This is a genomic window from Thermosipho japonicus (assembly GCF_014201655.1).
Taxonomy (GTDB): domain Bacteria; phylum Thermotogota; class Thermotogae; order Thermotogales; family Fervidobacteriaceae; genus Thermosipho; species Thermosipho japonicus.
This window is the reverse complement of the sequence record NZ_JACHEX010000001.1, coordinates 63,366-86,670: the sequence shown is the minus strand read 5'-3', so window position 1 is coordinate 86,670 and position 23,305 is coordinate 63,366. Positions and strand designations below refer to the sequence as shown.

The following is a 23,305-nucleotide window of genomic DNA, read 5'->3' as shown; positions in this document are numbered from 1 at the left end:
AAATGATTAACAAAAAGAAATTAGAAAGCTTTTTAAATTCTAGTAGTTATAAACCAATGATACAAAAAGAAATTTATAATGCCTTGAAAATTAAAACTAAAGAAGAAAAGAAAATTGTTAGGAAATTGCTTAAAGAATTACAAAATGAAGGAAAAATATATAAAGACTCTAAAGGAAGATACAAAGTTATAGGAAAAAATATGATTGTCGGAACAATTGAATTCACTAGGAATGGAACTATGGCTTTTGTTTGGACTGAAAACGGGGAAGAGATTGCAGTTCCATCCGAAAAAGCAGGAAGAGCCATTCATAAAGATAAGGTTGTTGTAGAAATTACAGGAAAATGGTATGACATACCAGAAGGAAGAGTTGTAAAAATTTTAGATCACGGTTTAAAAAAAGTTGTTGGAACTTTTCAGCCAATTGGTAGGGCTGCTTTTATAATTCCAGATGATCCGAAAATTCAATATGATTTTTACGTTCCTATTGAATTCTTCAATAATGCAAAACCAGGGGAAAAAGTTGTTGGAAAAATAATTAAGTATCCAACGCCAACTAAAAATCCCGTAGCAAAAATTATAGAAGTTTTAGGATATGCCGATGATCCGGCAACAGATTTTCCTACTGTAGTTGTTAAGCATGATCTTCCGCTTGAATTTCCAGATAAGGTATTAAAAGAAGCATCTAAAATTCCAGATAAAGTTTTAGAAAAAGACATTAGAAATAGAAAAGATTTCAGAAATGAAATTATAGTAACAATTGATGGACCTGATGCCAAAGATTTTGACGATGCAGTTAGTGTTAAAAAATTAAAAAATGGGAATTATTTACTTGGGGTACATATTGCTGATGTCTCTCATTACGTAAAAGAAGGAAGTGAATTAGATAAAGAAGCATTTAAAAGAGGAACGAGTGTTTATTTAATAGACAGAGTTCTTCCGATGCTTCCTTTTAAACTCTCCCATGGTATCTGTAGTCTAGTACAAGGTGAAGATAGGTTAGTTATGTCACTTGTTATGGAAATAGATAGAGAAGGAAACGTTGTAGATTTTGAAGTTGCACCTGGTGTAATTAGAAGCCATAGAAGACTAGTATATGACGATGTAAATGCTTTATTTAAAGGTGATAAAATAGCCTTTAATAAAATCGGTGATTTATATGATCAGCTTATTTTAATGAAAGAATTAAAAGATGTTCTAAGAAATGCAAGAAAAAGGCGTGGAGCGATTTTAGATATTGAAGGTGGAGAGGTAAAGATAATCCTAGATGAAAAGGGGAACACAATTGATATTATACCAAGAGAGAGGGGAGAAGCCGAGGTAATTATAGAAGAATTCATGATCAAGGCTAATGAGACAATTGCAGAATTATTCTATAATTTCGATCTGCCTTTTGTATACAGGATCCACGAAAAACCCGATCCAGATACTATAATTCAATTAAAAAATTATCTCTCTGCAATAGGTATTAGCTTTAAAGTTCCAAAAAAAATAACGTCAAAACTTTTACAAGAACTTTTAGAAAAGACTAAGGATCATCCTCTACGTGGAAGTATAGAAAGACTTCTGGTAAGATCTATGAAAAGGGCTGTATATTCTGCAAACAATATTGGGCATTTTGGCTTGGCGTCATATGCGTATACCCATTTTACATCTCCTATTAGAAGATACCCAGATCTTGTGGTTCATAGATTAATAAAGCAATTTTTATCAACGAATGGTAAGTTGACTAAAAAGGAAATTACAAAACTGAATGATAAACTATCAAAAATTGCGGTACATTCAAGTAAAAGAGAAAGAGTAGCAGATGAAGCAGAGTGGGATTATACAGCTTTGAAGAAAATCGATTATATATCAAGGCATATTGGTGAGACATTTGATGTAGTAGTCACTGCGGTAACAAAATTTGGATTATTTGTGGAAATCATAGATAAAAACATATCTGGATTAATTCATATTTCAACTTTGGATGATTACTTTGTCTATGACGATGAAAGAAGTATCTTAATTGGTTCACACACTGGGAAAGTATTCAAAATTGGTGATAAATTAAAAGCAAAAGTTGTAAATGCAAACAAAACAAGAATGCAAATTGACTTTGAAATAGCAAAAAGTGAGGCTTAAATAGCCTCACCTTTTATTTGCTAAATATTTTATACCTTTAACTATTAAAGCGATCGCTATTATAACTAAGACAACTGGAAAAACTATTGTTACAAGCCCCACAAATATTAATACGATTAATAAAGCTCCTAAAACTATAGATAAGATAGGAGATAAAAATGGGAAAAATATAATACCAAGTAGTACTAAAAATATTACTCCTAAAATTGCAAGAAAATTTATCATATTATCCCTCCTTTTTTGTATTACAAAAATATTTTACCATATAACAAAAAATTTGCAAATTTATCAAAAAATTTGAGGTGATGATATGGATAAGAAAAAAATTAAAGAGGAAATTGAAAAATTAAGGGAAGAAATTGAATATCACAATTACAGATATTATGTTCTTGCTGATCCTGTAATTAGTGATGAAGAATATGATAAACTTCTTAAAAGGCTTATAGAGTTAGAAAAAAAATATCCTGAGTTTTATTCTCCTACGTCGCCAACACAAAAAGTTGGAGGAAAAGTTCTTGACGGATTTAAAAAAGTTAAGCATTCGATTCCTATGTTAAGCTTGGATAATACGTATAACGAAGAAGAAATAAAGGAATTTGATGAAAGGATAAAAAAATTACTAGGGGTTAATGAAGTTGAATATGTTTGTGAATTAAAAATTGATGGTATTTCTGTAGCTTTAAGATATGAAAATGGCCAATTTGTTACTGCATTAAGTAGAGGAGATGGCATTGAAGGTGAAGATATATCCGAAAATGTAAAAAAGATAAAATCTATTCCACTAAGATTATTTAGAAATTTGACAATTGAAGTTAGAGGAGAAATTTTCATGCCAGTAAAAGAATTTGAAAAGTATAACAAAATTGCCGAAGAGGAAGGCTTACAACCCTTTGCAAATCCGAGGAATGCTACTGCTGGAACTATAAGGCAACTAGATTCTTCTATAGTTGCTAAAAGAAATCTTGATTCTTTTATTTATTATGTAGTAAACCCTGGAATTTATGGTTTAAAAACTCAATGGGAAGCTTTAAAATTTTTAAAAGAAGTAGGATTTAAAACTAATCCTTATTCAAGGTTATGTCACGATGTTGATTGTGTAATAGATTTTTGGAAAGAAATGACCAAGAAGAGAACACAATTAGATTATTGGATTGACGGACTTGTAATAAAAGTTAATAATTTTGAATATCAAAGAAAATTAGGTGAGACTACAAAATCTCCAAGATGGGCTATTGCTTTTAAATTTCCCTCTATCAAAGCTGAATCAAAAATTTTGGATATAGAACTTAATGTTGGAAGAACCGGAGTTATAACACCTGTAGCTATTTTAGAACCAATTAATTTGGAAGGTTCTATTGTTAAAAGAGCTTCTTTGCATAATTTTGATTACATAAAAGAAAAGGATATAAGAATCGGAGATCACGTGTACGTAGAAAAAGCCGGTGGTATAATTCCTCAGATTGTAAGTGTTATAAAAGAAAAAAGGACGGGAAAAGAACTTGAAATTGAAGTTCCAAAATCATGTCCAATTTGTGGTGGAAAAGTGGGTAAAATTTCAGAAGAAGAAGTTGCTATACGATGTTTAAATCCTCATTGCCCCCAAAAATTAAAGAGACATCTTGAAATATTTGTTTCTAAATCTGCATTTAATATAAGTGGTTTGGGAGAAAAAATAGTTGAAAAGATAGTAGATGCAAGATTAATAAATGATGTAGCAGATATATTTTATCTTACCCCATTTGATCTTGCACAAATCAGTGGATTAGGTCAAAAATCTATTGCAAATATTTTAGAACAAATTGAAAAGGCAAAAAATACTCCGTTATATAGAGTTATTATTGGTCTTGGAATTCCACTTGTAGGTGAAAAAACTGCCAAAATATTAGCCGATAAATTCAAAAGTATTAAAGCGCTCTCTCAAGCTAGTTATGATGAGTTAACTTCTATTGAGGGAATTGGACCTGAAGTTGCAAAAAGTATTATTGAATACTTTAAAAATGAAAAGACAAGAGAAATAATTAGAAAATTAGAAAATGCAGGTGTAAAACTAGAACAGGAAAAAGAAACGAAAAAGTTTTCTAAGCTATCAGGTTTAACATTTGTAATAACCGGAAAGTTTAATTCTTTTAAAAGGGAAGAAATAAAAGAAATTATAGAAAAACTTGGTGGAAAAATTACTAATACTGTTTCTTCAAAAACTGATTATCTATTAGTTGGTGAAAAACCGGGTTCAAAATATCAAAAAGCATTGGAACTTGGTGTAAAAATTATAAATGAAGATGAATTTAAAAAAATGATCATTGATTAGCGTATTGCCATAATTTTTTTGAAAATTCATCCTCATAAATGGGGATGAATTTTTTATTACCTGGTATATAGATCAATATGGTATGAATTTCATAAAAATTACCTCGATTTCTTCTAAAAACCAGATATTCTAATGAACTGTTTAAAATTTTTATAATTTTTAGCGAGACTTTGCTTATGCTTCCATAATTTATTTTAACATTTCCATTGTAGGTTCCTATCTTTACACCAAAAAAGTCTATCATTTTTAAAGCTGCATCAATTCTTGCCTTGTTAAGAGAATCTTCAATATCAACTCCGCCGCTTTGAGAAACACCCTCAAAATAAATCAAATTTTTTTGATTACCTATTAGATAACCAAAGTTAGTATTTACACTAATTATTTCATCATTATCTTGAAGGCAATACTTATCAATTCCTATTGATATACAATTATTATCTCTTTCATAGTTGCAGCCCCAAAAAAACAAAAACATCGCTAAAAGTAATGTATAAATTATCGCTCTTTTCATAATATTACCACCCTAAATTTTAATCTATAAACTTAAGTACATCATCGGAACCTACCATTCTTTTAATTTCAATTGAGCGTTCTTCTTCATCTAGTTCTTTTATTAATCCAGACTTTTGATCTTTTAAAACTACGAAATGTTTGTCGGCTCTTACTGCAACTTGTGGAAGGTGTGTGACTACGATTACCTGATATCTTTCAGATACTTCTTTAAGCTTTTCGGCTAATTTGTTACCAGTTTCACCACTTATTCCTGCATCTACTTCATCAAAAATCAGAATACCATCTGATACGACTGAAAGTTCGAGAGCTAGCATTAACCTTGAAAGCTCACCACCAGAAGCTATAACTTTCAACGGTTTTAGAGGTTGATTTTTTACAGTTCTTCCTAATAATTCAACTTTGTCAAATCCATTGTAATTATAATCAATTTTTGAAAAATTGAATTGAATTTCTATATTTAAATTTAAATCATTGCAGTGTTTTAAGAATGCTTCACTAATTTTTTCAGCAGCTTTTTTTCTATTTAACGAAATTTTTTCTGAAAATTTTTTCATGTTTTTTAAGCAATCTTCTATCTTTTTTTTAGAATCTTCTAATAATTCTATTTTCTTTTTAACTTCATTTAACTCTTTCATATAATTTTCATAATTTAACAAAACATCTTCTAGAGTTGGACCGTATTTTCTCTTTAGCTGGTTATATTGCCAGATCTTTTCTTCAATTTCTTTAATGTCGTATCCTTCAATTTCAGAAAGTTCTTTTTGAATATCTAATTTTAATGTTTCTACAATATCTAAAGCTGCATTTACTGATTCTTCATACTTATCATTAATTATCTTTTTTATATTCCACAATTTTTCTGAAATAACTTCACTTTCGTTTAAAATTTCATTATACTTTTCTACAGTTTCTTGAAGCTTAGTAGCAACATTGTACTGTTCATTTAAGAGTTCTTCTTCTTCCACAGTTGGGTTTACTTCTTCTATTTCTTTTATAACTGACTCTAAATATTCTAACTTTTCATATAGTTTATTCAAACTCTCACTTTTAAGAAGGTCTTTTAATTCTTTATATAATTCATAATATTTTCTATACTCATTTAATAAGTTTTTATTATTTGAAATTTCGTCTAAAATAGATATCAAAAAATTTTGTTCCAAAAATTTCATGTGTGAATTTTGCCTATGTAAAGTTATATAATTTGATAAAATTGAAGATACAACATTCTTTGGATATACTCTTCCATTTATCTTAAAAGTAGTTCTTGAATTGTTTCTTTTAACTGAAAATACATTTTCTCCCTTAAAAATTTCATATTCCAAGATATCATCTGGAATATCAATTACTACTTCCACGCTGTAGTTGTCTACTCTACCTGGGGTAACTCCAAGCAATATTCCAAAAATGTCCAACATCAAACTTTTTCCGGCACCAGTTTCACCGGTAATTACATTTAATCCTTTATCAAAGTAAATATCTACATCTTTAAAATACAAATAATCATGAAGGTGTACAGATACTATCTCTACACTCTTCATTTATTTAGATGCTCCTTGTCAAAATTGTACGGTAATAATTCTGATACTGTGGTTTTCTTAATATTTCCATTTTTCCCTACTAAAATTACTTCAAAATCTCCAAATTCTGCCATAACTTGTCTACAAGCGCCACAAGGAGATATTGGCTCTTCAGTATCACCAACAACTACAATTTTTGAAAATTGAGTTTCTCCTTCGCTTACTGCTTTGAAAATAGCAGTTCTTTCAGCACAGCAGCTCAATCCATATGATGCATTTTCAACATTTGCGCCTGTAAAAATTTTTCCACTCTTTGTTAAAATTGCTGCACCTACTTTGAAATTTGAATAAGGAGCATATGCATTTTCTTGTGATTTTTTTGCAAGTTCAATTAGCTTATCATTCATTATCTTTCACCACCTTAACCAATACTTTCTCAATTCTATTTTTTGATGCTGCAATTATTTTAAATTTGAATTTATCGATTATAATTTCTTCACCAACTTTTGGGATTCTTTGAAGATGTTCTAGAATATAACCAGCTAATGTTTCATAGTCGGTCTCAGGAAACTCTATTTTTAGTTCTCTTTCTATATCATTAATAGGTACAGTAGCATCTACTATGTAAGAGCCATTTTCAAGTTTTTTTATCCCAAGATTTTCATTTTGATCATATTCATCCATAATTTCTCCAAAAATTTCTTCTAGAATATCTTCCATAGTTACAAGTCCAGCAGTTCCTCCGTATTCGTCTACAACGATTGCCATGTGCATCTTTTGCTCCTTAAAAATTTTTAAAAGTTCAGAAACTTTCATAGTTTCTGGGACAAAGAGTGGCTCGCGCATCAATTCTTTCACCTTAACTTTTTCGCATATTTCAGATCCTCTATCGCTTATAAATGCTAAAACATCTTTAGCATAACAAATACCAACTACATTATCTATTGTTTCTTTATAGACTGGAATTCTTGAATATTCTTCCTCTTTGATTATTTCCATTACTTTATCCAAAGTTTCTGATTCTTCAATTGCTACTATATCAACCCTTGGAATCATAATTTCTCTTACAATGGATTCTTCCATTTCTAAAGTTCTTTTAAGCATAAAACTTTCCTCATGTTTAATAGTTCCTTCTTCTCTTCCAACCTCAACATACATTATAATATCTTCTGTTGTGATAAATGGTGCTTCTTCGACATAGGTACCACCAATTATTCTGATTACAAAATTGGATATTGATACAAGAAGTTTTATTATTGGTGAAAATATCTTGGACAAAAATATCAAAATACCAATCATTTTATTAAATATTTTTTCATTATTTTGCCTTGCATATATTTTTGGTGTAATTTCACCAAAAATTAATATGAAAAATGTCAAAATTAACGTACTAAAAAGTGCCGAGAGACTTTCTGGGAATACATTTTTAAATGCGTTAACAACTACTAATGTTGCAATTGATGAAGCTAAAATGTTGACTAAATTGTTCATTATGAGTATTACAGTTAAAAGTTTGTTAAAAAGGTGAAGCTCGCTTTCCTCTTCACTCTTATCTCCTTTTTTCAAAGATTCCCTAAGTTTTAACTTACTAACAGAAGTTAAAGCAGTTTCAGAAGCTGAAAACAGAGAAGAAAGATAAAGTAGAAAAATTAACAAAAATAAATTTAACAAATAACTTAAAGGATCTTCCATCTTAGAAACCACCTCCAAAAAGATTATATCATATATCCAGTATGTTTTTCTTCATAAGATTTCTCTTTTTTAAACTTCTTTCTACAAAAATTTTTCTGTTGGTAAAAGGATCAATTCCAGTGTAATAGATTGTTGTACTCAATGTTCCAGGCGTAGGAGTAAAAATTTGAATCTGTTGTGGTCTATATCCAAGTTTTTCCTTAATAAATTTTTTTAAGTTGTTATTTTCTTTCATTCCTTCTCCTGGATGTCCAACAATAAAGTAAGCTATAACATATCTTTTTTTTGCAACTTTCTCGTATTTTTCTTTAAATTGCAAAAACAAAGATATATCAGGTTTCCTCATTATTTGTAGAACATTTTTATCAGAATGTTCTGGAGCAAGTTTTAATTGACCTGGCGTAAATTTTGGAAGTTCCTTAATGAAAATATCACCGTATTTTTTGTCTTCTAATACTAAATCATGCCTTATTCCTGAGGAAATAAAAACATTTTTAACACCTTGAACCTTTTTTATTGAGTATAGAAGATTCAATAACTTTTCATGATTTACCTTTGCGTTATTACATATATTAGGAAACAAACAAAACTTTGAGCATTGTCCTTTATTTTCTCTTATAGAGCAATCAGAGCCGTACATGTTCGCAGTGGGACCACCAACATCATTTATTGTTCCACGAAATTTTTTCATTCTTTTTAAAATTTTTACTTCTTCAAGAATTGAATCAATACTTCTTGATATTACATGAGTTGTTTGATGCTGAGTCAGGGCGCAGAAAGCACACATTCCATAACAGCCTCTTACGGCAGTAATAGAAAATCTTACTGTTTCTATTGCTTTAACCTTTCCAAACTTATTGTAATATGGATGCACTTCTCTTTCAAATGGCAAAAGATATAAATTATCAAATTCATTTTGAGTTAGAGGTGTTTGGGGAGGATTTTGAATAACATACCTATTATCTTGCCTTTGTACTATCCTTATTTTCCTATTTGAATCTGTTAAAAGTGTCATTTTTCTAAAAGCTTCATTATATTTTTCTGGATTTTCTTTAACTTCTTCAAATGAAGGAATTTCAATACACTTTTCTGGTTTTTTAGAAGACCACCATACTACTCCATCAATATCTTTGCACTTGTTTATATTGCCATATTTTTCTATATATCTAGCAATTTCTAAAATAGCCTTTTCTCCCATTCCATAAACTAAAATATCAGCTTTTGAATCTAATAAGATTGATTTTCTAACTTTATTTGACCACCAATCATAGTGAGCAAATCTTCTTAAACTAGCTTCTATTCCACCTATTACTATTGGAACTCCTTTAAAATATCGCCTAACCAAATTAGAATAAACAATCAAAGCTCTATCGGGCCTTCTGATATTAAATTTTTCAGGTATATAATCATCAAATCTTCTTTTTTTCATTGAAGCAGTATAGTTTGCTACCATAGAGTCTACATTTCCGCTAGTAATTCCAAAAAATAAACGAGGTTTTCCTAACCTCGTTATATCGCCAGAATTATAATCAGGTAGTCCTATAATCCCTACTTTATATCCCTTAGACAAAAGATAATGTCCTATTAGTGAAATACCTATTGATGGATGATCAATATAAGCATCACCAGTTACTAATATAATATCTAATTCTTTCCAACCTAGTGCGTTCATTTCATCTCTAGTAGTAGGTAAAAACAAAACTTACCCCTCCAATAATTGCTTATATATTTGCAAATATGATTCATATCGAGTCTTAGAAATTTTTCCTTCTTCAACTGCTTTTTTAACTCCGCATCCTGGTTCATCAACATGGTTGCAATCAGGGAAAAGACAATAAAAGTCATTGAATTCTGGAAATAATTTTTTTAGATCTTCGTGTTCTATATAACTTATATCTAAATTTGCAAACCCTGGAGTATCAGCTATCCACCCACCGAAGTCAAAATGCATAAGTTCAATAACTGTCGTTGTATGACGACCTCTATCTAATTTTTCCGAAACCTCATTAACTTTTAGTGAAAGGCCTGGATTAATCGCATTCAGAATACTACTTTTTCCAACGCCTGACATTCCTGCCATTGTAGAAATTTTATTTTTAAATACTTCTTTTAATTCTTCAATTCCTTCTTTTGTTTTTGCGCTAACAAAATAAACTGGATATATCTTTTCATAAATATTTTTAAATTTGTTTATTTCTTCTTTGGTTAATAAGTCAATCTTATTTAAGACAATTACGGCCGGAAGTTTAGCATTTTCTACTAAAATTAAATATTTATCTAAAATTTGTAAAGGTACTTCAGGTTTTCTTAAGGATGTTACTACAACAACTTGATCAATGTTGGCAATTTTTGGTCTTGGAAGCTCATTTTTCCTATTTAATATATTCTCAATAACTCCTTCTTTTGAAACAAGAGGTCGATATTCAACAATATCTCCAACAATTGGTCTAATTTTTTGCTCCTTAAACTTTCCTCTTAATTTACACAAAAATTCTTCGCCGGTTTCAAAATCTTGAACAATTGCCATGTTTGACAAAAACTTTATAACAACGCCTTTTCTTCTCATTTGTTCCCTCCAATTTCTCCGTTATCAACCAATAAGTTTATTTTCTCTAGATTAGATATAGTACTTTCAAAACTTGGATATGAGGCAAGAATTCTTCCATCTGCTCCAGGATAATTTATTTTTACTAGATTTACATTTAAACCTAAGTTTTTTAAAATATCTACACCTATTAAATAGTGTACGCCATAAAGGTTGGGAATAAAAATACCTTCATTTATTTCTTGATCCCCATATATTTGTATTTTTCTACCTCTTTTTACTAAACTTCCACTTTCCGGTATGATCAACTTCAAATTACCCCCACCAAAAAACTTTTCGGTTTGTAAACCTTCTTTTTTTAAGATTTTACCTACTTCAGTCACTTTTAAGCCTTTTAAATCTTCAATCGATGGTATTTGAACGTAAGAAGTATTTTGTATATAGTAAAAAATACCCAGGAAAAAAAGTCCACCAAATATTGCTCCAATTGAGAACATAATTATTAATTTTAAAATCTTTATTTTAGATTCCTCCTTCGTAATTGTCCGCAAGCTGCATCAATATCTGTCCCTTTTTCTGCTCTTATTTCACACTCTATTCCATGCTTTGTCAGAATTTCTTTGAATCTTTCCATCACCCATCTACTTGGTCTATAATAATTTGGATTTACAGGGTTAACAGGGATTAAATTAACATAAACACTTAAACCTTTTAAAAGCTCAGCCAATTTTTCTGCGTCTTCAGGGTAGTCATTAAATTCTTTTATTAGTATATACTCTATGGTAACTCTATTATTTGTAATTTCTTGATATTTTTTCACAGCAAAAATTAATTCTTCTATACTGTACTGTCTATTTAATGGGATAATTTGATCTCTTTTAAAGTTAGTAGTTGCGTGTAAAGAAAGTGCAATTTTTACATCCAAACCACTCTCTGCAAGTTCAATTATTTTTTCGGGTATTCCAACCGTTGAAATAGTGATTCTTCTTATTCCAATTCCCAACATTTTTTTATTATTAAGCATTTTTATACTTTTAATTGTATTTTCATAATTTAATAAGGGTTCACCCATACCCATATACACAACATTACCAACTCTAATTTTTCTATGAAGTTCAATTCCCAAAATTTGTGATGCTATTTCTCCTGCTGTTAAATTTCTTACATAGCCACTTTGACCTGTAGCACAAAAAGAACATTTTACAGGGCAGCCAACTTGGGTTGAAATACAAGCAGTAACCCTTCCTTCATGAAAAAGTGCGACTGATTCAATTGTATTACCATCTGGTAATTCCCATAAAAACTTTGTTGTCCTGTCGATTTTTGAAATTTGCATATCGATTAATTTGGGGATATGAATTTCAAAATTTTCATCTAATATTTTTCTATGTTCCTTTGATAAATTAGTCATATCTTTAAAATCAAAGACTTTCTTTTTATAAATCCAGTCCAATACCTGATCTACTCTATATTTTTCAAAACCTAAACTTTTAAATTTACTTACCAATTCTTCATAATTAAAATCAAGAATGTTTTTTTTCATTATTTTCCCTCCAGTTTATATTTACAATTATATTTTATCATAAAAAACTTTAAGGTTCTCTTTAAAAGAGAACCTTAAATATTAAATGGTAAATTAATAAATTATTTTTTTGCCAAAGCTTGGGCAAGATAGGCACCTTGTGCATTTAATTTTGAAATAGCTTCTTCCATGGCGGAAAATTTTTGCCATAAATCCTGCTCTTTTTTCTGTAAAATTTCAATCCAATTAGCCATTTGTTTTGCTAGCGTCCTTTTTTCACGTTCAATACGTCCACTAACTCCGGCTATCTGATCTATCTCTCCATTAAATTTTGTAAGTTCATATAAATAATCTTTTACCTGAGATGCAAAACCATTTTCATCACCAAAAAATTTCCAAACTGCATCTGTACCATTTTTAGAAATGAATTCTCTTAGTTTATCTTCATCAAGTTCAATATGACCTTTCATTGTATTTTCAAAACCTATGCCAGCATCACCTGATTTTATTCCAAGTTCCCAAAGATATTTTCCTCCGTAGGATTCATATAAATAATTTCTCATTTTATCAAAGACTTTTCTCAAATATTGATCATTTTTCAAATAACCTTGTATTTTTTCTTCATCAGTCATTTCAGATTCATCTTTATTTTTAACTTTTGATTCAGTTAATTTTGTGTACAAATAATCTGTAGTTTCATTCCATTTGTCTACAAAATCTTTTACTTTTTCAATGATTGAATCTGTATCAGTATTTACACTTACATTTGTTGTTCCCACACTTAGAGCAGTAAATTCTAGCCCATTATATGAAAATGAATTAGTATCAGAATATAAATCATATGTTAATCCAGAATCTGTTTTTAAAACAGCGTGTGCAACATTTCCAAGAGTAAATGTTCCAGTATCAAAGCCTAACTCGCTGGGAGCATTTGCAACATTTATAATAACATCTCCCATATCCTTTGCTGTTAAAATTATTTTGTTATTCACTTCATCATAACTGGCAGTTATATCTTCTAAATTGTTGTTTATATTTGAAATTAAATCAGCAATCGTGTCATCTTGAGAATAACTAATTGAGATACCATTAATTGTAAAACTACCGGAACCAGTAATTCCAAGTTCTGAAAGTGTTTTACTAGTAAGATAGCTTCCAATGTCCTTAGTACTTTCAAGAGTATAGTTTCCACTGCCATCTGCTATTAGATTTGCATCGTTTAAATTAAACACATACATAAAATTACCACTTGTTTGCGAAAGTTCAAATACATCTGAAGATTGAATTATCAATCTATTATTTGTATCATCAAAACTTACAGTTGCAGAACTTCCTGCAGTTGTAAATGCATCAGAAATTTTCGTTAGTATATCATTTATCGTATCTGAAGTGCTTATATTTATATCAACTTCAGTATTATTTACGGTTAATTTTACGACAGAATCTTCCGGAACATACCTATGATTAATATCTGAAAATAATGTGGTTAAAGTAATATCTTGACCAAGTTTTGAGCTTTCAAAAATGCTCCTTGTAGCTAAGCTTTTAACCTCAATAGAATAAGTACCATCCAATGTTGAAGAACTAGCGGTTGCGGTTAAAATACTTTCATTTGAAACTGAAGCACTTTTAGGAATTAAATTTGACTGAAGCTTAAAATCTATCAAATAATCCATTAATTCTCTTAATTTGTCAGATACTGCGTTATAAGCTTTTTCCTTGTAATCTAATTCTTTAAACTTTTCGTTTAATCTATTTAATGGTTGAGATTCAACTTCCATAAGTTTTTCGATTATGGAAGCTGTATCCAAACCACTAGATACTCCGCCAAATTGAAAAAGCGGGGCATTTGACGTAAATTTATAATTTATGTTATTTGCTATTGAACTATAATCCATACTTTCCACCTCACTTACGCATGTTCATCAAAGACCATGCCTAAAAGCTCTTCTATATTTTTTGCTAACTTTAATGCAACTTCAGGTGGAATCTGCCTTATGATTTCTCCTGTATCTTTTTCTTTTATTTTAACTATAATCATTCCTGTTTCTTGATCAATTTTAAATTCTGCTTCTGCGTTAAAAATCACTTTAAGTTTTTCCAAATTTTCTTTAAAAATATTAGCGGCAAATTCTGGGTCCACCTTTTCCTTATTTCTATGTTGAACATTATCACTTACTTTTACATTTCTATCATTATAAATTATCTGATCATCTACTCTTCTATTTCCCACCCCTTTAATTCCATCCATAACATTTGCCTCCCACAATTAAAGTGTAATATATCTCAATTTAATTATCGGAACTATTTTCATCTTCTTTAGACATAATTTCATCTAATAATTTATTAATTCTAACACTTTCTTCTATACCTTTGTCCTCTTTAAACCTCAGTTCAGGTGCAGTATAAAGTCTTACATTTTTTGCTACAAAAGTTCTAAAATATCCTTTATACTTTTCAAGTAATTCCACAGCTTTTTTTCTCTGTGCGCTATTTCCAATAACACTGACGAATACATCTGCAAATCTTCTATCTTTAGAAATCAAAACACGTGAAATAACAATATAATCTTTTAAAGATTCAAATTCAGGTTCTTTCATTTTTTGAATTGCCTGTGCAATTAATTCCCTAATATGTGCTTCTATTTTTTTATTTCTATATTCAGGTCTCATTATCTTCTCCTCCTTCCATAAGGTCCTTAGCTTTTGCTAAAGAATCTTTAGATTTAACAATTAATTTCAATAAGTCTGACGGTTTAATTCCCAGTACTTTAAATGTATCTTTTGAAAGAATTGGATCACCAAAAGATCCGGAATAGCCTGGATACAATAAATTTGATATATAATTAGAAAGGTGTACTATAAAAACTATACTATTGAAACCTGGCGAAGTATTTTCTTCTGGTTCATCATGAAACTTTGAAACAATTTGGTATAATTCAGGAAGTTGCCATTTTTCAATCAAGTAACTACCTATTTCGTTATGAGTTTCAACATCTAACATTTTTTCAAGTTTGTATAAATTTATCTTTGACTCCCTACTTTTATTAACTATCGTAGTCAAATATTCTGGAAATGCTATATCAAGAACAATTTTTCCCACATCATGCAAAAGACCTGCCATGAAAGCTTCCTCTTGTTCTGGATATCCAATATTTTTAGCAACCACCTCAGAAATAATTGCTGTTGACATAAAATGTTTCCACAGCATTTTTTTATCTATCTTTGATGTTCCCCTATTTAATGAAGAATAAGTAAATAAAGATAAAGCCAAATTCCTAACAGTTTTAAACCCCAAAATCATGACTGCTTCGCTAATTTTTGTAACCTTTTTTGGTAAACCATAATATGCTGAATTTACAAGTTTTAACACTTTTAAGGAAAGAGTGGGCTCAGTAGAAATAGCTTTTTCCAGTGTTTTAACCGAAGCATCTGGATTTGAAGCAATATTAATTATTTGTTGCACATGAAAATCCGGTGTTGGTAATTCTTCAATATCTTTTAAAAGTTCCGCTATCACTTTATCACTTCCTATAAGGGATAACTAATTCAAACGTTGTACCTTTTCCTAAAGTGCTATATACATTTATTTTTCCCCCGTGAAGTTTAATTATTTCCTGAACTATAGTTAACCCCAGACCTGTTCCTGGAACTTCGTATGTTAGACTTCTATCCCCTCTATAGAATTTCTCAAATATTTTTTCTTTGTCCTCTTGTGAAATTCCTATTCCGTTATCCTCAATAATTATACTTAAATTTTCTTCTTTCTTTTTAACTGATATATTTACGTATCTTTCCTCTTTAGATTTATCCGAAAATTTTATGCTATTATCAACTAAATTATGTATTGCTTGTTTAATTCTTCTTTTGTCAGCGGATATAAAAACACTTTCACAATTTACATTAATTTTTACATTGTATTTTTCAGCTAGTTGTTTCAAGTTTTCAACTACTTCTTTAATTAATTCACACAAATCAAATTCACTATATTCAAGTTCCATTGTTCCAGATTCGATTAAAGTAAAGTCTAACAAATCATTCAATAGGCTTTCTAATCTTTCACTCTGTTCATAAACCGTTTCAAGGAATTCTCTTTGGCTTTCTCTATCGACTTCCATATTAAGTAATGTTTCCGTGTATGCTTTAATTGCAGTTAGAGGAGTTCTAAGTTCATGGGAGATGTTTGCGACAAATTCTGTTTTCATCTTGTCTAGTTGTTTTAGTTTTTCTAATTCAATTTCATAAGTTACATTATTGAAAGTAACAACATATTTTGTTTCATTTGAAAAATTAAATTTAACCTTAACTACCGTATAATAGTGACTATTAAATTCTTTAGTTAAAATTTTTCTTTCATCATTTATTGCTGATTTCAAAAATTCATTAATGTGAGGATCCAAATCCAATATTTCCTTTGCAAAATCGTTTAAAAATTCTATCTTTCCCTCTTCGTTTAAAACAAAAATACCTTCTTTAATTGAATTTAAAACATCTGACATAAATTTTTCTGACTTTTTTATTTGGTCAAGTAATATTAAATTTTCTACAGTGACACCTGTAAGAAAAGCAAATGTTTGTAGTAAATTTAATATTTCGTTATTTGGCTCATTTTTAGTTAGTAACAAAATTACTCCCAAAAGTTTATTTTGTTTTACAATTGGAATTATTCCAATAAATTCATCTTCTTCTGAAAAAAAAGCCGGTAAAAGTCTTTGCTTTATCCAAGCAATATAATCTTCAAATTTATGAATGTCTAACATTTCTGGTTCATAATAAACTACTTCATCTTCTTTCATTACAAGAGCTTTTTCATACTTTAGAACACTTTTAACAGAGTTTAATAATGCTTTGTAAATTTCCATTTCGCTTGTAGCTTTCCCAATTTCATGCATAAAAGATGAAAAAAGAAGATCTAAGTTCAAATTATCACCTTCTACATTTTTTCAGGTGCACTTATTCCAAGAAGTTCGAAGGAAATTTCAAATACATTTTTTAAGGCAAAAATAAGGTTCATTCTTGCATTTGACAGTGATTTATTTTCTTCATCTAAAATTTTGTATTTTGAATAATAGCTATGGAATTTTTCTGACAAACTAAATAGGTAATTTGTTAAGTAATGGGGTGAAAATTTTTCTTCAACTTGATATAGTGAGTAGATAAATTCATCCATCATTTTTATTATACTCATTTCATGTTCATTTTCCAAAAGTTCAATATTTTCTAAAATTTTAAAATCTATATCTTTTTCTTTTGCTTTTTCAAAAATACTGTTGATTCTTGCATATGCATATTGTACATAGTATACAGGATTATCATTTGATTTCGATTTTGCAAGTTCAAGGTCGAAAATAAGATGTGTATTTACATCGTTCATAGCAAAAAAGTATCTTGTTGCATCTTTACCAACTTCTTTTATTAACTCATCAAGTGTAATAAAATTTCCTGCTCTAGTGCTCATTTTTACTATTTCATTATTCCTCTTTAAAGTTACAAATTGATGAAGTATAAAGTGGACAAAATTTTCATCAATATCTAATAATTTCATAGCTGCAATCATTCTCGGAATATGTCCGTGATGGTCGCTTCCAAAAATGTCGTATACTTTGTCATATCCCCTAGTAAATTTGTAGTAATGGTAAGCAATATCAGTTAAGAAATAGGTATATGTTCCATCACTTCTAATTAAAACTTTATCATTTTCGTTTATTATTTTTGAAACTTTTAACCAAACTGCACCGTCTTTTTCATAAATCATATTCTTTTCTTTAAACTTATTAAGAACAAGATCTACATAACCTTTTTCTATTACAAAGCTTTCCCTAACTTTGGAATCAAAGCCACAATCAAGCATTGATAAGGTATCATCCATGGTTTTTAAGATATTTTCAACAGAGTAGTTCATGAAAAATTTTTCAATTTCACTATCCCATTTTTCCACATATTTATCTCCGATTTCATCTTTAAGTTTCTTAGCAAAATCTATCAAATAATTTCCTCTATAGCCATCCTCTGGAAGTTCATATTCTTTTCCGAACAATTCATTGTATCTAACCCATAAGGACCTTCCTAAGAGTCTTATTTGTCTTCCAGCATCATTAATATACATTTCTTTTGTTACATCATATCCAAGAAATTCTAGTACATTACCAAGAACATCTCCTATAACAATTTGTCTTCCATGGCCCACTGTAAACGGACCAGTTGGATTTGCGCTACCATACTCTAATTGTATTTTTTTATTATTTTTTTGAACTTTCCAGTATGCCTTTTCCTTTTTTATTATTTCTGAAAGAATGCTAAGATAGAAATCTTTTGATATTCTAAAATTTATGAAGCCAGGGCCGGCAATTGTAACTTCAGAAAAAATGGACTCTTTTGAAAGCTTGTCGACAAACAATTTTGCAACCTCTCTTGGAGGTTTTTTAAAATGCTTACTTCCTATAAGCGCTATATTTGTTGAATAGTCTCCGAAATTTTCATCAGGGATTTCAACGTTAAATTGATATTCGAAACCTTCTTCACGTAAAATACTTTCTAAACGCTCATTTATAACTTCCCTAATCAATTCAAACACCTCCAAATATTTCTATTAATTCATAAATTTTGTCTATTCCTTCTCTTGTAACAGCAGAGTATGGAATAATGGTATAATTTTCTCCGTAAAGATCATTATAATACCTAATCATTTTAGCCCTCTCAGAATTTTTCAATTTATCCATTTTAGTCAAAACAATTGCAAAATCTAATTCTAATTCTTTCAACCATTCGAGTAATATTTCATCATTTTTTTGAAGTTCATGCCTGCCGTCAATTAAAACAAAGACTAATTTTATATTCCAAGCTCTTTTTGAAAAATAATTTTCAATTATTTTTCGCCAACGCGCTCTTTCTTCTACAGAAACTTTTGCATAGCCATATCCAGGCAAGTCAACAAAATAAAATGAATTATTTATTTTGTAAAAATTTATAGAGGCTGTTTTTCCTGGTTTTTTACTTGTTTTTGCTATATTTCTACCAGTTAAAATGTTTAAAAGTGTTGATTTACCAACATTCGATCTACCTACAAATACAAATTCTCCATTTAATGATTCTGGATACTTATCATTACTTTTATATATAGTTTTTACAAGTTCAACACTCTTTATTTTCACAAATTAATGCCTCCTTTAAAACCTCATCTATTTCCTTTACAAAGATAAAGTTAATATCAGATTTTACTTCTTCAGGTATTTTTTCAATATCAAATCTATTTTGATATGGTAGAATTATTTTTTTAATTCCTTTACGGTATGCAGCTAATACTTTTTCTTTAATTCCGCCAACTGGAAGAACTCTACCTCTAAGTGTTATTTCGCCAGTCATAGCAATGTCATTTCTAACAGGGATCTTTTTAACAGCAGAAACCAGACTTGTAACTATTGTAACACCTGCACTAGGTCCGTCTTTTGGAACAGCACCTTCTGGGACATGTATATGTATATCGTTCTTTTCAAATATATCCATACAATCTTTTCCACAAATTTTTTTGGTAAGGCTGAGAGCTATTTGAGCAGATTCTTTCATAACGTCGCCTAATTTTCCCGTAAGTATTAAATTTCCTTTTCCAGGGAATAAAGTACTTTCAATAAAGAGTGTTGTTCCACCATATGCAGTCCAAGCAAGCCCAGTTGAAACACCTATTGTTGGTTCTTCCAATTTATTTTCTTCAAGTATTTTTGGCGCTCCTAAAAATTCTCTAACTCTTTTTTCAGTTATTACTACCTTACTTTTACCTTCAACTATCTCAAGGACAGCTTTTCTAATAATTGTCCTAATCTTTCTCTCAAGTTCTCTAACTCCAGGTTCAAGAGTATAGTCAGATATAATATGGTTAATTGCTTCATTTCTAAACATTATTTGAGATTTTTTTATGTCAATTTCTCCTAGTGCTTTTGGAATAATATATTCTTTTGCTATATAATACTTTTCCATATTTGTATAGCTTGGTATTTCAATTATCTCCATCCTATCTCTGAGGGCATCAGGAATATTGTAAAGAGTATTAGCAGTTGTTATAAACAAAACCTCTGATAAATCAAAAGGCAATTCTAGATAATGATCAACAAAATCCTTGTTTTGCTCAGGGTCAAGTACTTCTAATAAAGCTGATGCAGGATCTCCTTGAAAACTTATACCCATTTTGTCGATCTCGTCTAACAAAAGAACTGGGTTTTTTACACTTGCTTTTCTAATTAGCTGAATTATTCTTCCGGGAAGAGCTCCTACGTAAGTTCTTCTATGTCCTCTTATTTCTGCTTCATCTCTTAAACCTCCCAAAGACATTCTTAGAAACTTTCTTCCTAACGCTTCTGCAACTGATCTTCCAAGGGAAGTTTTTCCAACACCTGGAGGTCCAACAAAACAAATTATTGGGGCTTTCATTGATTTTGAAACTTTTCTAGTTGCCAGGAATTCTAGAATTCTTTGCTTTGGCTCTTTTAACCCATAATGGTATTTCTCGAGTATTTCTCGAGCATTTTTTAAATCTAAATTTTCTTCACTTTTTTCTTTCCAAGGTAAGTTAAGTATCCAATCAAGATAATTTCGAATAACATTTGCTTCTGGTGAATAGGGGGACATTTTCTCGAGTCTATTAAGTTCAAATCTTGCTTTTTCTTTTACAAAATCTGGATAATTTCCTTTTTCTATTTTCTCTTCAATTTCTTTTATTTCGGCATCTTCTTCTCCGCCTAGCTCTTCTCTAATTACCCTTAGTTTTTCTCTTAAAAAATATTCCTTCTGCGATTTTTCAATCCTTTGTTTGACTTTTTGATCGAGTTGATGTTCAATTTCTAACAATTCAGTTTCTTTAGACAAAAGTTCTAGGATTTTTTCAAGTCTTTTACCTGGATGTAATATTTCTAATAATTCTTGTTTTTCTTCAAGACTTCCTGGACAAATTGAAGCAGCAAGATCTGCAAAAATATCAGGATCTTCCATATCTTCCAAAAACATTAAAGCGTCTGTAGGAAGTTTTCTTGAATATTGGATATACTTTTGCATTTCATCTCTTACAGCTCTCATTAAAGCTATTAATTTTTTCGTCTTTCTATATTTTGATTTTAAGAGCTCTATTTCAAATTTAAAATATTTTTCTTCAACTGACTTTATCCATTTTGCTCTTGAAAGTCCTTCAACTAAAACTTTAAAAGTTCCATCGGGGAGTTTTCCTATTTGCATTATTCTTGCAACTGTTCCTACTTTGAATAGATCATTTTTTGTGGGTTCTTCAATCTTAGTATCTTTTTGATTAACAAGAAAAATTAACTGCTTGTAATTTTCCATTGAATCTTCAAGGGCATATAAAGATTTTTCACGACCAACATAGAAAGGTACTACAGTATTAGGATAAACTACAACGTTACTTCTCATTGCTATAGCAGGTAATATATCAGGTATCTCTATTTCTTCTTCATTCAATTTTGCTACTTTCTTTTCCAATTTTTCGAACTTTTTCTCGGTCATGTTGCCACCTCCTTAAATCTTCTATCAAGTCTAAACTAGAAAATTCTGCATCAATTATTATTTCTACATTCCTTTTTCCATCATTTCTATGAAAAATATTTAATGTTATACCTTTCTCAGTAAAATAGTTTTCAAACAAATTACTCCATTCTATTAAAAATATTCCATCTTCATCTTCGAAATTTTCTTCTAACACATAAAACAGCTCATCAGGACTTTCTAATCTATACAAATCTACATGGTAAATTGTTTTATAACCTTCGTATATGTTTACAATTGAAAAAGTTGGACTACTTACTAAATCAGGATCAACACCAAAATTTTCACAAAAAAATTTTGAAAACGTAGTTTTACCAGTTCCAAGATCCCCGTTTAAATAAAGAAACCTCACTGGATACTTAATATAAAATTTTGAGATAATTTTCGATAGTTTTTTTAAATCGTTTAGTTCTAATGCATCAAGCTTCAAGAGTATCACCTTCTGAAAAGACTCATAACAATTGTTAAAATAATGCTTAGTATAATCATGCTTGTAATTGGGATAATAAGGACAAAATTGCCTCTTTTTATGACAATATCTCCAGGCAAAGGAAAAATTTTACTCTTCTCCATTAGAAACATTACCAGTGATATCAAGATCAATATTATTCCCGCTGCCATGGGCAATTTCCACATTATTACCACCCCTAAAATATTCAAAAGGTAGAGCTATTGTTTCACCGTCTTTTGTATATATTGTTACTTTTTTTAGAAATACATTTACAGTAATAACTTTTGCATCTTTACCATTATATTTAATCATACTTCCTTCATCTGGGATGTTTTTCAATGCATCAATATAAAAATCATATTCGAATTTTAAGCAGCAAAGTAGTCTACCACATGGGCCTGTAATTTTTGCAGTATTTATCATCATCTGTTGTCTTTTTGCGTGTTTTAGAGTAATACTATCAAAACTTCTAAGCCAGTAAGAACAGCATGACTTTTTTCCACAAAGTCCTAAACCTTTTATGAATTTCATTTCGTCTCTGGCACCAACTTGCCTAAGCTCAATCCTTGTTTTAAATTCCTTGGCTATATCTTTAACGAGTTCTCTAAAGTCTACTCTGTTTTTGGAACTAAAATAAATAACGAGTCTTGATCCATCAACCATCATTTTTGAATGTAAAACCTTCATGTTTAGACCGTGTTTTTTTACAAGTTGTTTTGTAACTTCAAATGCTCTTTTTGCAATTTCTTTATTTTTCTCAATTGTTTCTAAATCTTCTTCAGTAGCTTTTCTAATTATTGGTTTTAAATCGTATCCTATATCATCTATGCTCATTTGCCTTTTACCAATTCTTACAACTCCATAGTCTAAACCAAACTCGCTAATAACAATAACTGTATCATTTACTTTTATATCTTCGCCATTTTCAGTATAATAAATTATTGGTCCCATAGGTATCAATTCTACACCGTATACCTCAGCTGTTAATTCCATCTTTTTTTCCTCCTAAAATTTTTTTCTTATAAAATTATACCACGAATGTTCTTATATAAATAGCTTTTCAATATTTTTAAATTCCGTTATTTGTGTTAA

The 23,305-nt window shown here is 29.7% G+C and carries 22 protein-coding genes; 2 read left to right on the top strand and 20 right to left on the bottom strand.

Going from position 1 to position 23,305, the window contains the following annotated elements:
• Positions 1-2: 2 nt before the first annotated feature.
• Entirely contained in the window at positions 3-2,123 is a 2,121-nt protein-coding gene (gene rnr / locus HNP65_RS00405; RefSeq protein WP_184618435.1) for a ribonuclease R, read from the top strand.
• 6 nt (positions 2,124-2,129) lie between these two features.
• On the opposite strand, the gene HNP65_RS00400 is transcribed toward rnr, so the two are convergent.
• Positions 2,130-2,348 (bottom strand): hypothetical protein, encoded by a 219-nt coding sequence (locus tag HNP65_RS00400; protein WP_126992461.1) that lies wholly within the window; start codon positions 2,346-2,348, stop codon positions 2,130-2,132.
• 85 nt (positions 2,349-2,433) lie between these two features.
• Here HNP65_RS00400 and ligA point away from each other — a divergent pair, with 85 nt between their 5' ends.
• Positions 2,434-4,431, top strand: coding sequence for an NAD-dependent DNA ligase LigA (gene ligA / locus HNP65_RS00395; RefSeq protein ID WP_184618434.1), 1,998 nt, complete (start codon positions 2,434-2,436; stop codon positions 4,429-4,431).
• On the opposite strand, the gene HNP65_RS00390 is transcribed toward ligA, so the two are convergent.
• The 19 genes from HNP65_RS00390 to HNP65_RS00300 form a co-directional block, all read right to left on the bottom strand.
• Positions 4,421-4,942, bottom strand: coding sequence for a hypothetical protein (locus HNP65_RS00390; protein WP_184618433.1), 522 nt, complete (start codon positions 4,940-4,942; stop codon positions 4,421-4,423). The two genes, ligA and HNP65_RS00390, sit on opposite strands and share 11 nt — an antisense overlap.
• Before the next feature lie 19 nt (positions 4,943-4,961).
• On the bottom strand, positions 4,962-6,482 hold the full coding sequence (locus tag HNP65_RS00385; RefSeq protein WP_184618432.1) for a DNA repair protein RecN: 1,521 nt from the start codon (positions 6,480-6,482) through the stop codon (positions 4,962-4,964).
• Positions 6,479-6,868 carry a cytidine deaminase gene (locus tag HNP65_RS00380; RefSeq protein ID WP_184618431.1) on the bottom strand — a complete coding sequence of 130 codons (390 nt, stop codon included), beginning with the start codon at positions 6,866-6,868 and terminating at the stop codon, positions 6,479-6,481. Before HNP65_RS00380 ends, HNP65_RS00385 begins: the two co-directional genes overlap by 4 nt.
• Complete coding sequence (locus tag HNP65_RS00375) at positions 6,861-8,153, bottom strand: hemolysin family protein (RefSeq protein ID WP_184618430.1); 1,293 nt, start codon at positions 8,151-8,153, stop codon at positions 6,861-6,863. Before HNP65_RS00375 ends, HNP65_RS00380 begins: the two co-directional genes overlap by 8 nt.
• A 28-nt stretch (positions 8,154-8,181) precedes the next feature.
• The gene (locus HNP65_RS00370) at positions 8,182-9,852 is read right to left on the bottom strand and encodes a YgiQ family radical SAM protein (RefSeq protein WP_184618429.1); all 1,671 of its coding nucleotides are present in this window, start codon (positions 9,850-9,852) and stop codon (positions 8,182-8,184) included.
• A gap of 3 nt (positions 9,853-9,855) precedes the next feature.
• Positions 9,856-10,719: a ribosome small subunit-dependent GTPase A gene (rsgA, locus tag HNP65_RS00365; protein ID WP_184618428.1), complete on the bottom strand. Its 864-nt coding sequence runs from the start codon at positions 10,717-10,719 to the stop codon at positions 9,856-9,858.
• Positions 10,716-11,249: a hypothetical protein gene (locus tag HNP65_RS00360; protein ID WP_246348148.1), complete on the bottom strand. Its 534-nt coding sequence runs from the start codon at positions 11,247-11,249 to the stop codon at positions 10,716-10,718. Before HNP65_RS00360 ends, rsgA begins: the two co-directional genes overlap by 4 nt.
• Positions 11,216-12,241 carry a dual-specificity RNA methyltransferase RlmN gene (gene rlmN, locus HNP65_RS00355; protein ID WP_184618427.1) on the bottom strand — a complete coding sequence of 342 codons (1,026 nt, stop codon included), beginning with the start codon at positions 12,239-12,241 and terminating at the stop codon, positions 11,216-11,218. The genes HNP65_RS00360 and rlmN overlap by 34 nt, the downstream gene beginning before the upstream one ends.
• Positions 12,242-12,342: 101 nt before the next feature.
• On the bottom strand, positions 12,343-14,118 hold the full coding sequence (fliD, locus tag HNP65_RS00350; RefSeq protein WP_184618426.1) for a flagellar filament capping protein FliD: 1,776 nt from the start codon (positions 14,116-14,118) through the stop codon (positions 12,343-12,345).
• 14 nt (positions 14,119-14,132) lie between these two features.
• Positions 14,133-14,471, bottom strand: coding sequence for a flagellar protein FlaG (locus HNP65_RS00345; RefSeq protein WP_184618425.1), 339 nt, complete (start codon positions 14,469-14,471; stop codon positions 14,133-14,135).
• A 40-nt stretch (positions 14,472-14,511) separates the two neighbouring features.
• Positions 14,512-14,892 (bottom strand): 30S ribosome-binding factor RbfA, encoded by a 381-nt coding sequence (gene rbfA, locus HNP65_RS00340; RefSeq protein WP_184618424.1) that lies wholly within the window; start codon positions 14,890-14,892, stop codon positions 14,512-14,514.
• Entirely contained in the window at positions 14,882-15,739 is an 858-nt protein-coding gene (locus HNP65_RS00335; protein WP_184618423.1) for an HDOD domain-containing protein, read from the bottom strand. The genes rbfA and HNP65_RS00335 overlap by 11 nt, the downstream gene beginning before the upstream one ends.
• A 4-nt stretch (positions 15,740-15,743) precedes the next feature.
• Entirely contained in the window at positions 15,744-17,141 is a 1,398-nt protein-coding gene (locus HNP65_RS00330) for a sensor histidine kinase (protein ID WP_184618422.1), read from the bottom strand.
• Positions 17,142-17,152: 11 nt separating this feature from the next.
• Complete coding sequence (gene argS / locus HNP65_RS00325) at positions 17,153-18,784, bottom strand: arginine--tRNA ligase (protein ID WP_184618421.1); 1,632 nt, start codon at positions 18,782-18,784, stop codon at positions 17,153-17,155.
• A 1-nt stretch (position 18,785) separates the two neighbouring features.
• Positions 18,786-19,370, bottom strand: a complete 585-nt coding sequence (gene yihA, locus HNP65_RS00320; RefSeq protein ID WP_126992476.1) for a ribosome biogenesis GTP-binding protein YihA/YsxC — start codon at positions 19,368-19,370, stop codon at positions 18,786-18,788.
• Positions 19,351-21,723 carry an endopeptidase La gene (gene lon / locus HNP65_RS00315; protein ID WP_184618420.1) on the bottom strand — a complete coding sequence of 791 codons (2,373 nt, stop codon included), beginning with the start codon at positions 21,721-21,723 and terminating at the stop codon, positions 19,351-19,353. The genes yihA and lon overlap by 20 nt, the downstream gene beginning before the upstream one ends.
• Positions 21,671-22,201 carry a tRNA (adenosine(37)-N6)-threonylcarbamoyltransferase complex ATPase subunit type 1 TsaE gene (gene tsaE, locus HNP65_RS00310; RefSeq protein WP_343043432.1) on the bottom strand — a complete coding sequence of 177 codons (531 nt, stop codon included), beginning with the start codon at positions 22,199-22,201 and terminating at the stop codon, positions 21,671-21,673. Before tsaE ends, lon begins: the two co-directional genes overlap by 53 nt.
• Positions 22,198-22,335 carry a DUF2905 domain-containing protein gene (locus tag HNP65_RS00305; RefSeq protein ID WP_004102707.1) on the bottom strand — a complete coding sequence of 46 codons (138 nt, stop codon included), beginning with the start codon at positions 22,333-22,335 and terminating at the stop codon, positions 22,198-22,200. Before HNP65_RS00305 ends, tsaE begins: the two co-directional genes overlap by 4 nt.
• Positions 22,322-23,206 carry a PSP1 domain-containing protein gene (locus HNP65_RS00300; RefSeq protein WP_184618417.1) on the bottom strand — a complete coding sequence of 295 codons (885 nt, stop codon included), beginning with the start codon at positions 23,204-23,206 and terminating at the stop codon, positions 22,322-22,324. Before HNP65_RS00300 ends, HNP65_RS00305 begins: the two co-directional genes overlap by 14 nt.
• Positions 23,207-23,305 lie beyond the last annotated feature (99 nt).

What these genes read in the sequence shown, in the direction of transcription:
- rnr (WP_184618435.1), top strand. Translation starts at nt 3, where the DNA reads ATGATTAACAAAAAGAAATTAGAAAGCTTTTTAAATTCTAGTAGTTAT.
- HNP65_RS00400 (WP_126992461.1), bottom strand. Translation starts at nt 2,348, where the DNA reads ATGATAAATTTTCTTGCAATTTTAGGAGTAATATTTTTAGTACTACTT.
- ligA (WP_184618434.1), top strand. Translation starts at nt 2,434, where the DNA reads ATGGATAAGAAAAAAATTAAAGAGGAAATTGAAAAATTAAGGGAAGAA.
- HNP65_RS00390 (WP_184618433.1), bottom strand. Translation starts at nt 4,942, where the DNA reads ATGAAAAGAGCGATAATTTATACATTACTTTTAGCGATGTTTTTGTTT.
- HNP65_RS00385 (WP_184618432.1), bottom strand. Translation starts at nt 6,482, where the DNA reads ATGAAGAGTGTAGAGATAGTATCTGTACACCTTCATGATTATTTGTAT.
- HNP65_RS00380 (WP_184618431.1), bottom strand. Translation starts at nt 6,868, where the DNA reads ATGAATGATAAGCTAATTGAACTTGCAAAAAAATCACAAGAAAATGCA.
- HNP65_RS00375 (WP_184618430.1), bottom strand. Translation starts at nt 8,153, where the DNA reads ATGGAAGATCCTTTAAGTTATTTGTTAAATTTATTTTTGTTAATTTTT.
- rsgA (WP_184618428.1), bottom strand. Translation starts at nt 10,719, where the DNA reads ATGAGAAGAAAAGGCGTTGTTATAAAGTTTTTGTCAAACATGGCAATT.
- rlmN (WP_184618427.1), bottom strand. Translation starts at nt 12,241, where the DNA reads ATGAAAAAAAACATTCTTGATTTTAATTATGAAGAATTGGTAAGTAAA.
- fliD (WP_184618426.1), bottom strand. Translation starts at nt 14,118, where the DNA reads ATGGATTATAGTTCAATAGCAAATAACATAAATTATAAATTTACGTCA.
- HNP65_RS00345 (WP_184618425.1), bottom strand. Translation starts at nt 14,471, where the DNA reads ATGGATGGAATTAAAGGGGTGGGAAATAGAAGAGTAGATGATCAGATA.
- rbfA (WP_184618424.1), bottom strand. Translation starts at nt 14,892, where the DNA reads ATGAGACCTGAATATAGAAATAAAAAAATAGAAGCACATATTAGGGAA.
- lon (WP_184618420.1), bottom strand. Translation starts at nt 21,723, where the DNA reads ATGACCGAGAAAAAGTTCGAAAAATTGGAAAAGAAAGTAGCAAAATTG.
- HNP65_RS00305 (WP_004102707.1), bottom strand. Translation starts at nt 22,335, where the DNA reads ATGGAGAAGAGTAAAATTTTTCCTTTGCCTGGAGATATTGTCATAAAA.
- HNP65_RS00300 (WP_184618417.1), bottom strand. Translation starts at nt 23,206, where the DNA reads ATGGAATTAACAGCTGAGGTATACGGTGTAGAATTGATACCTATGGGA.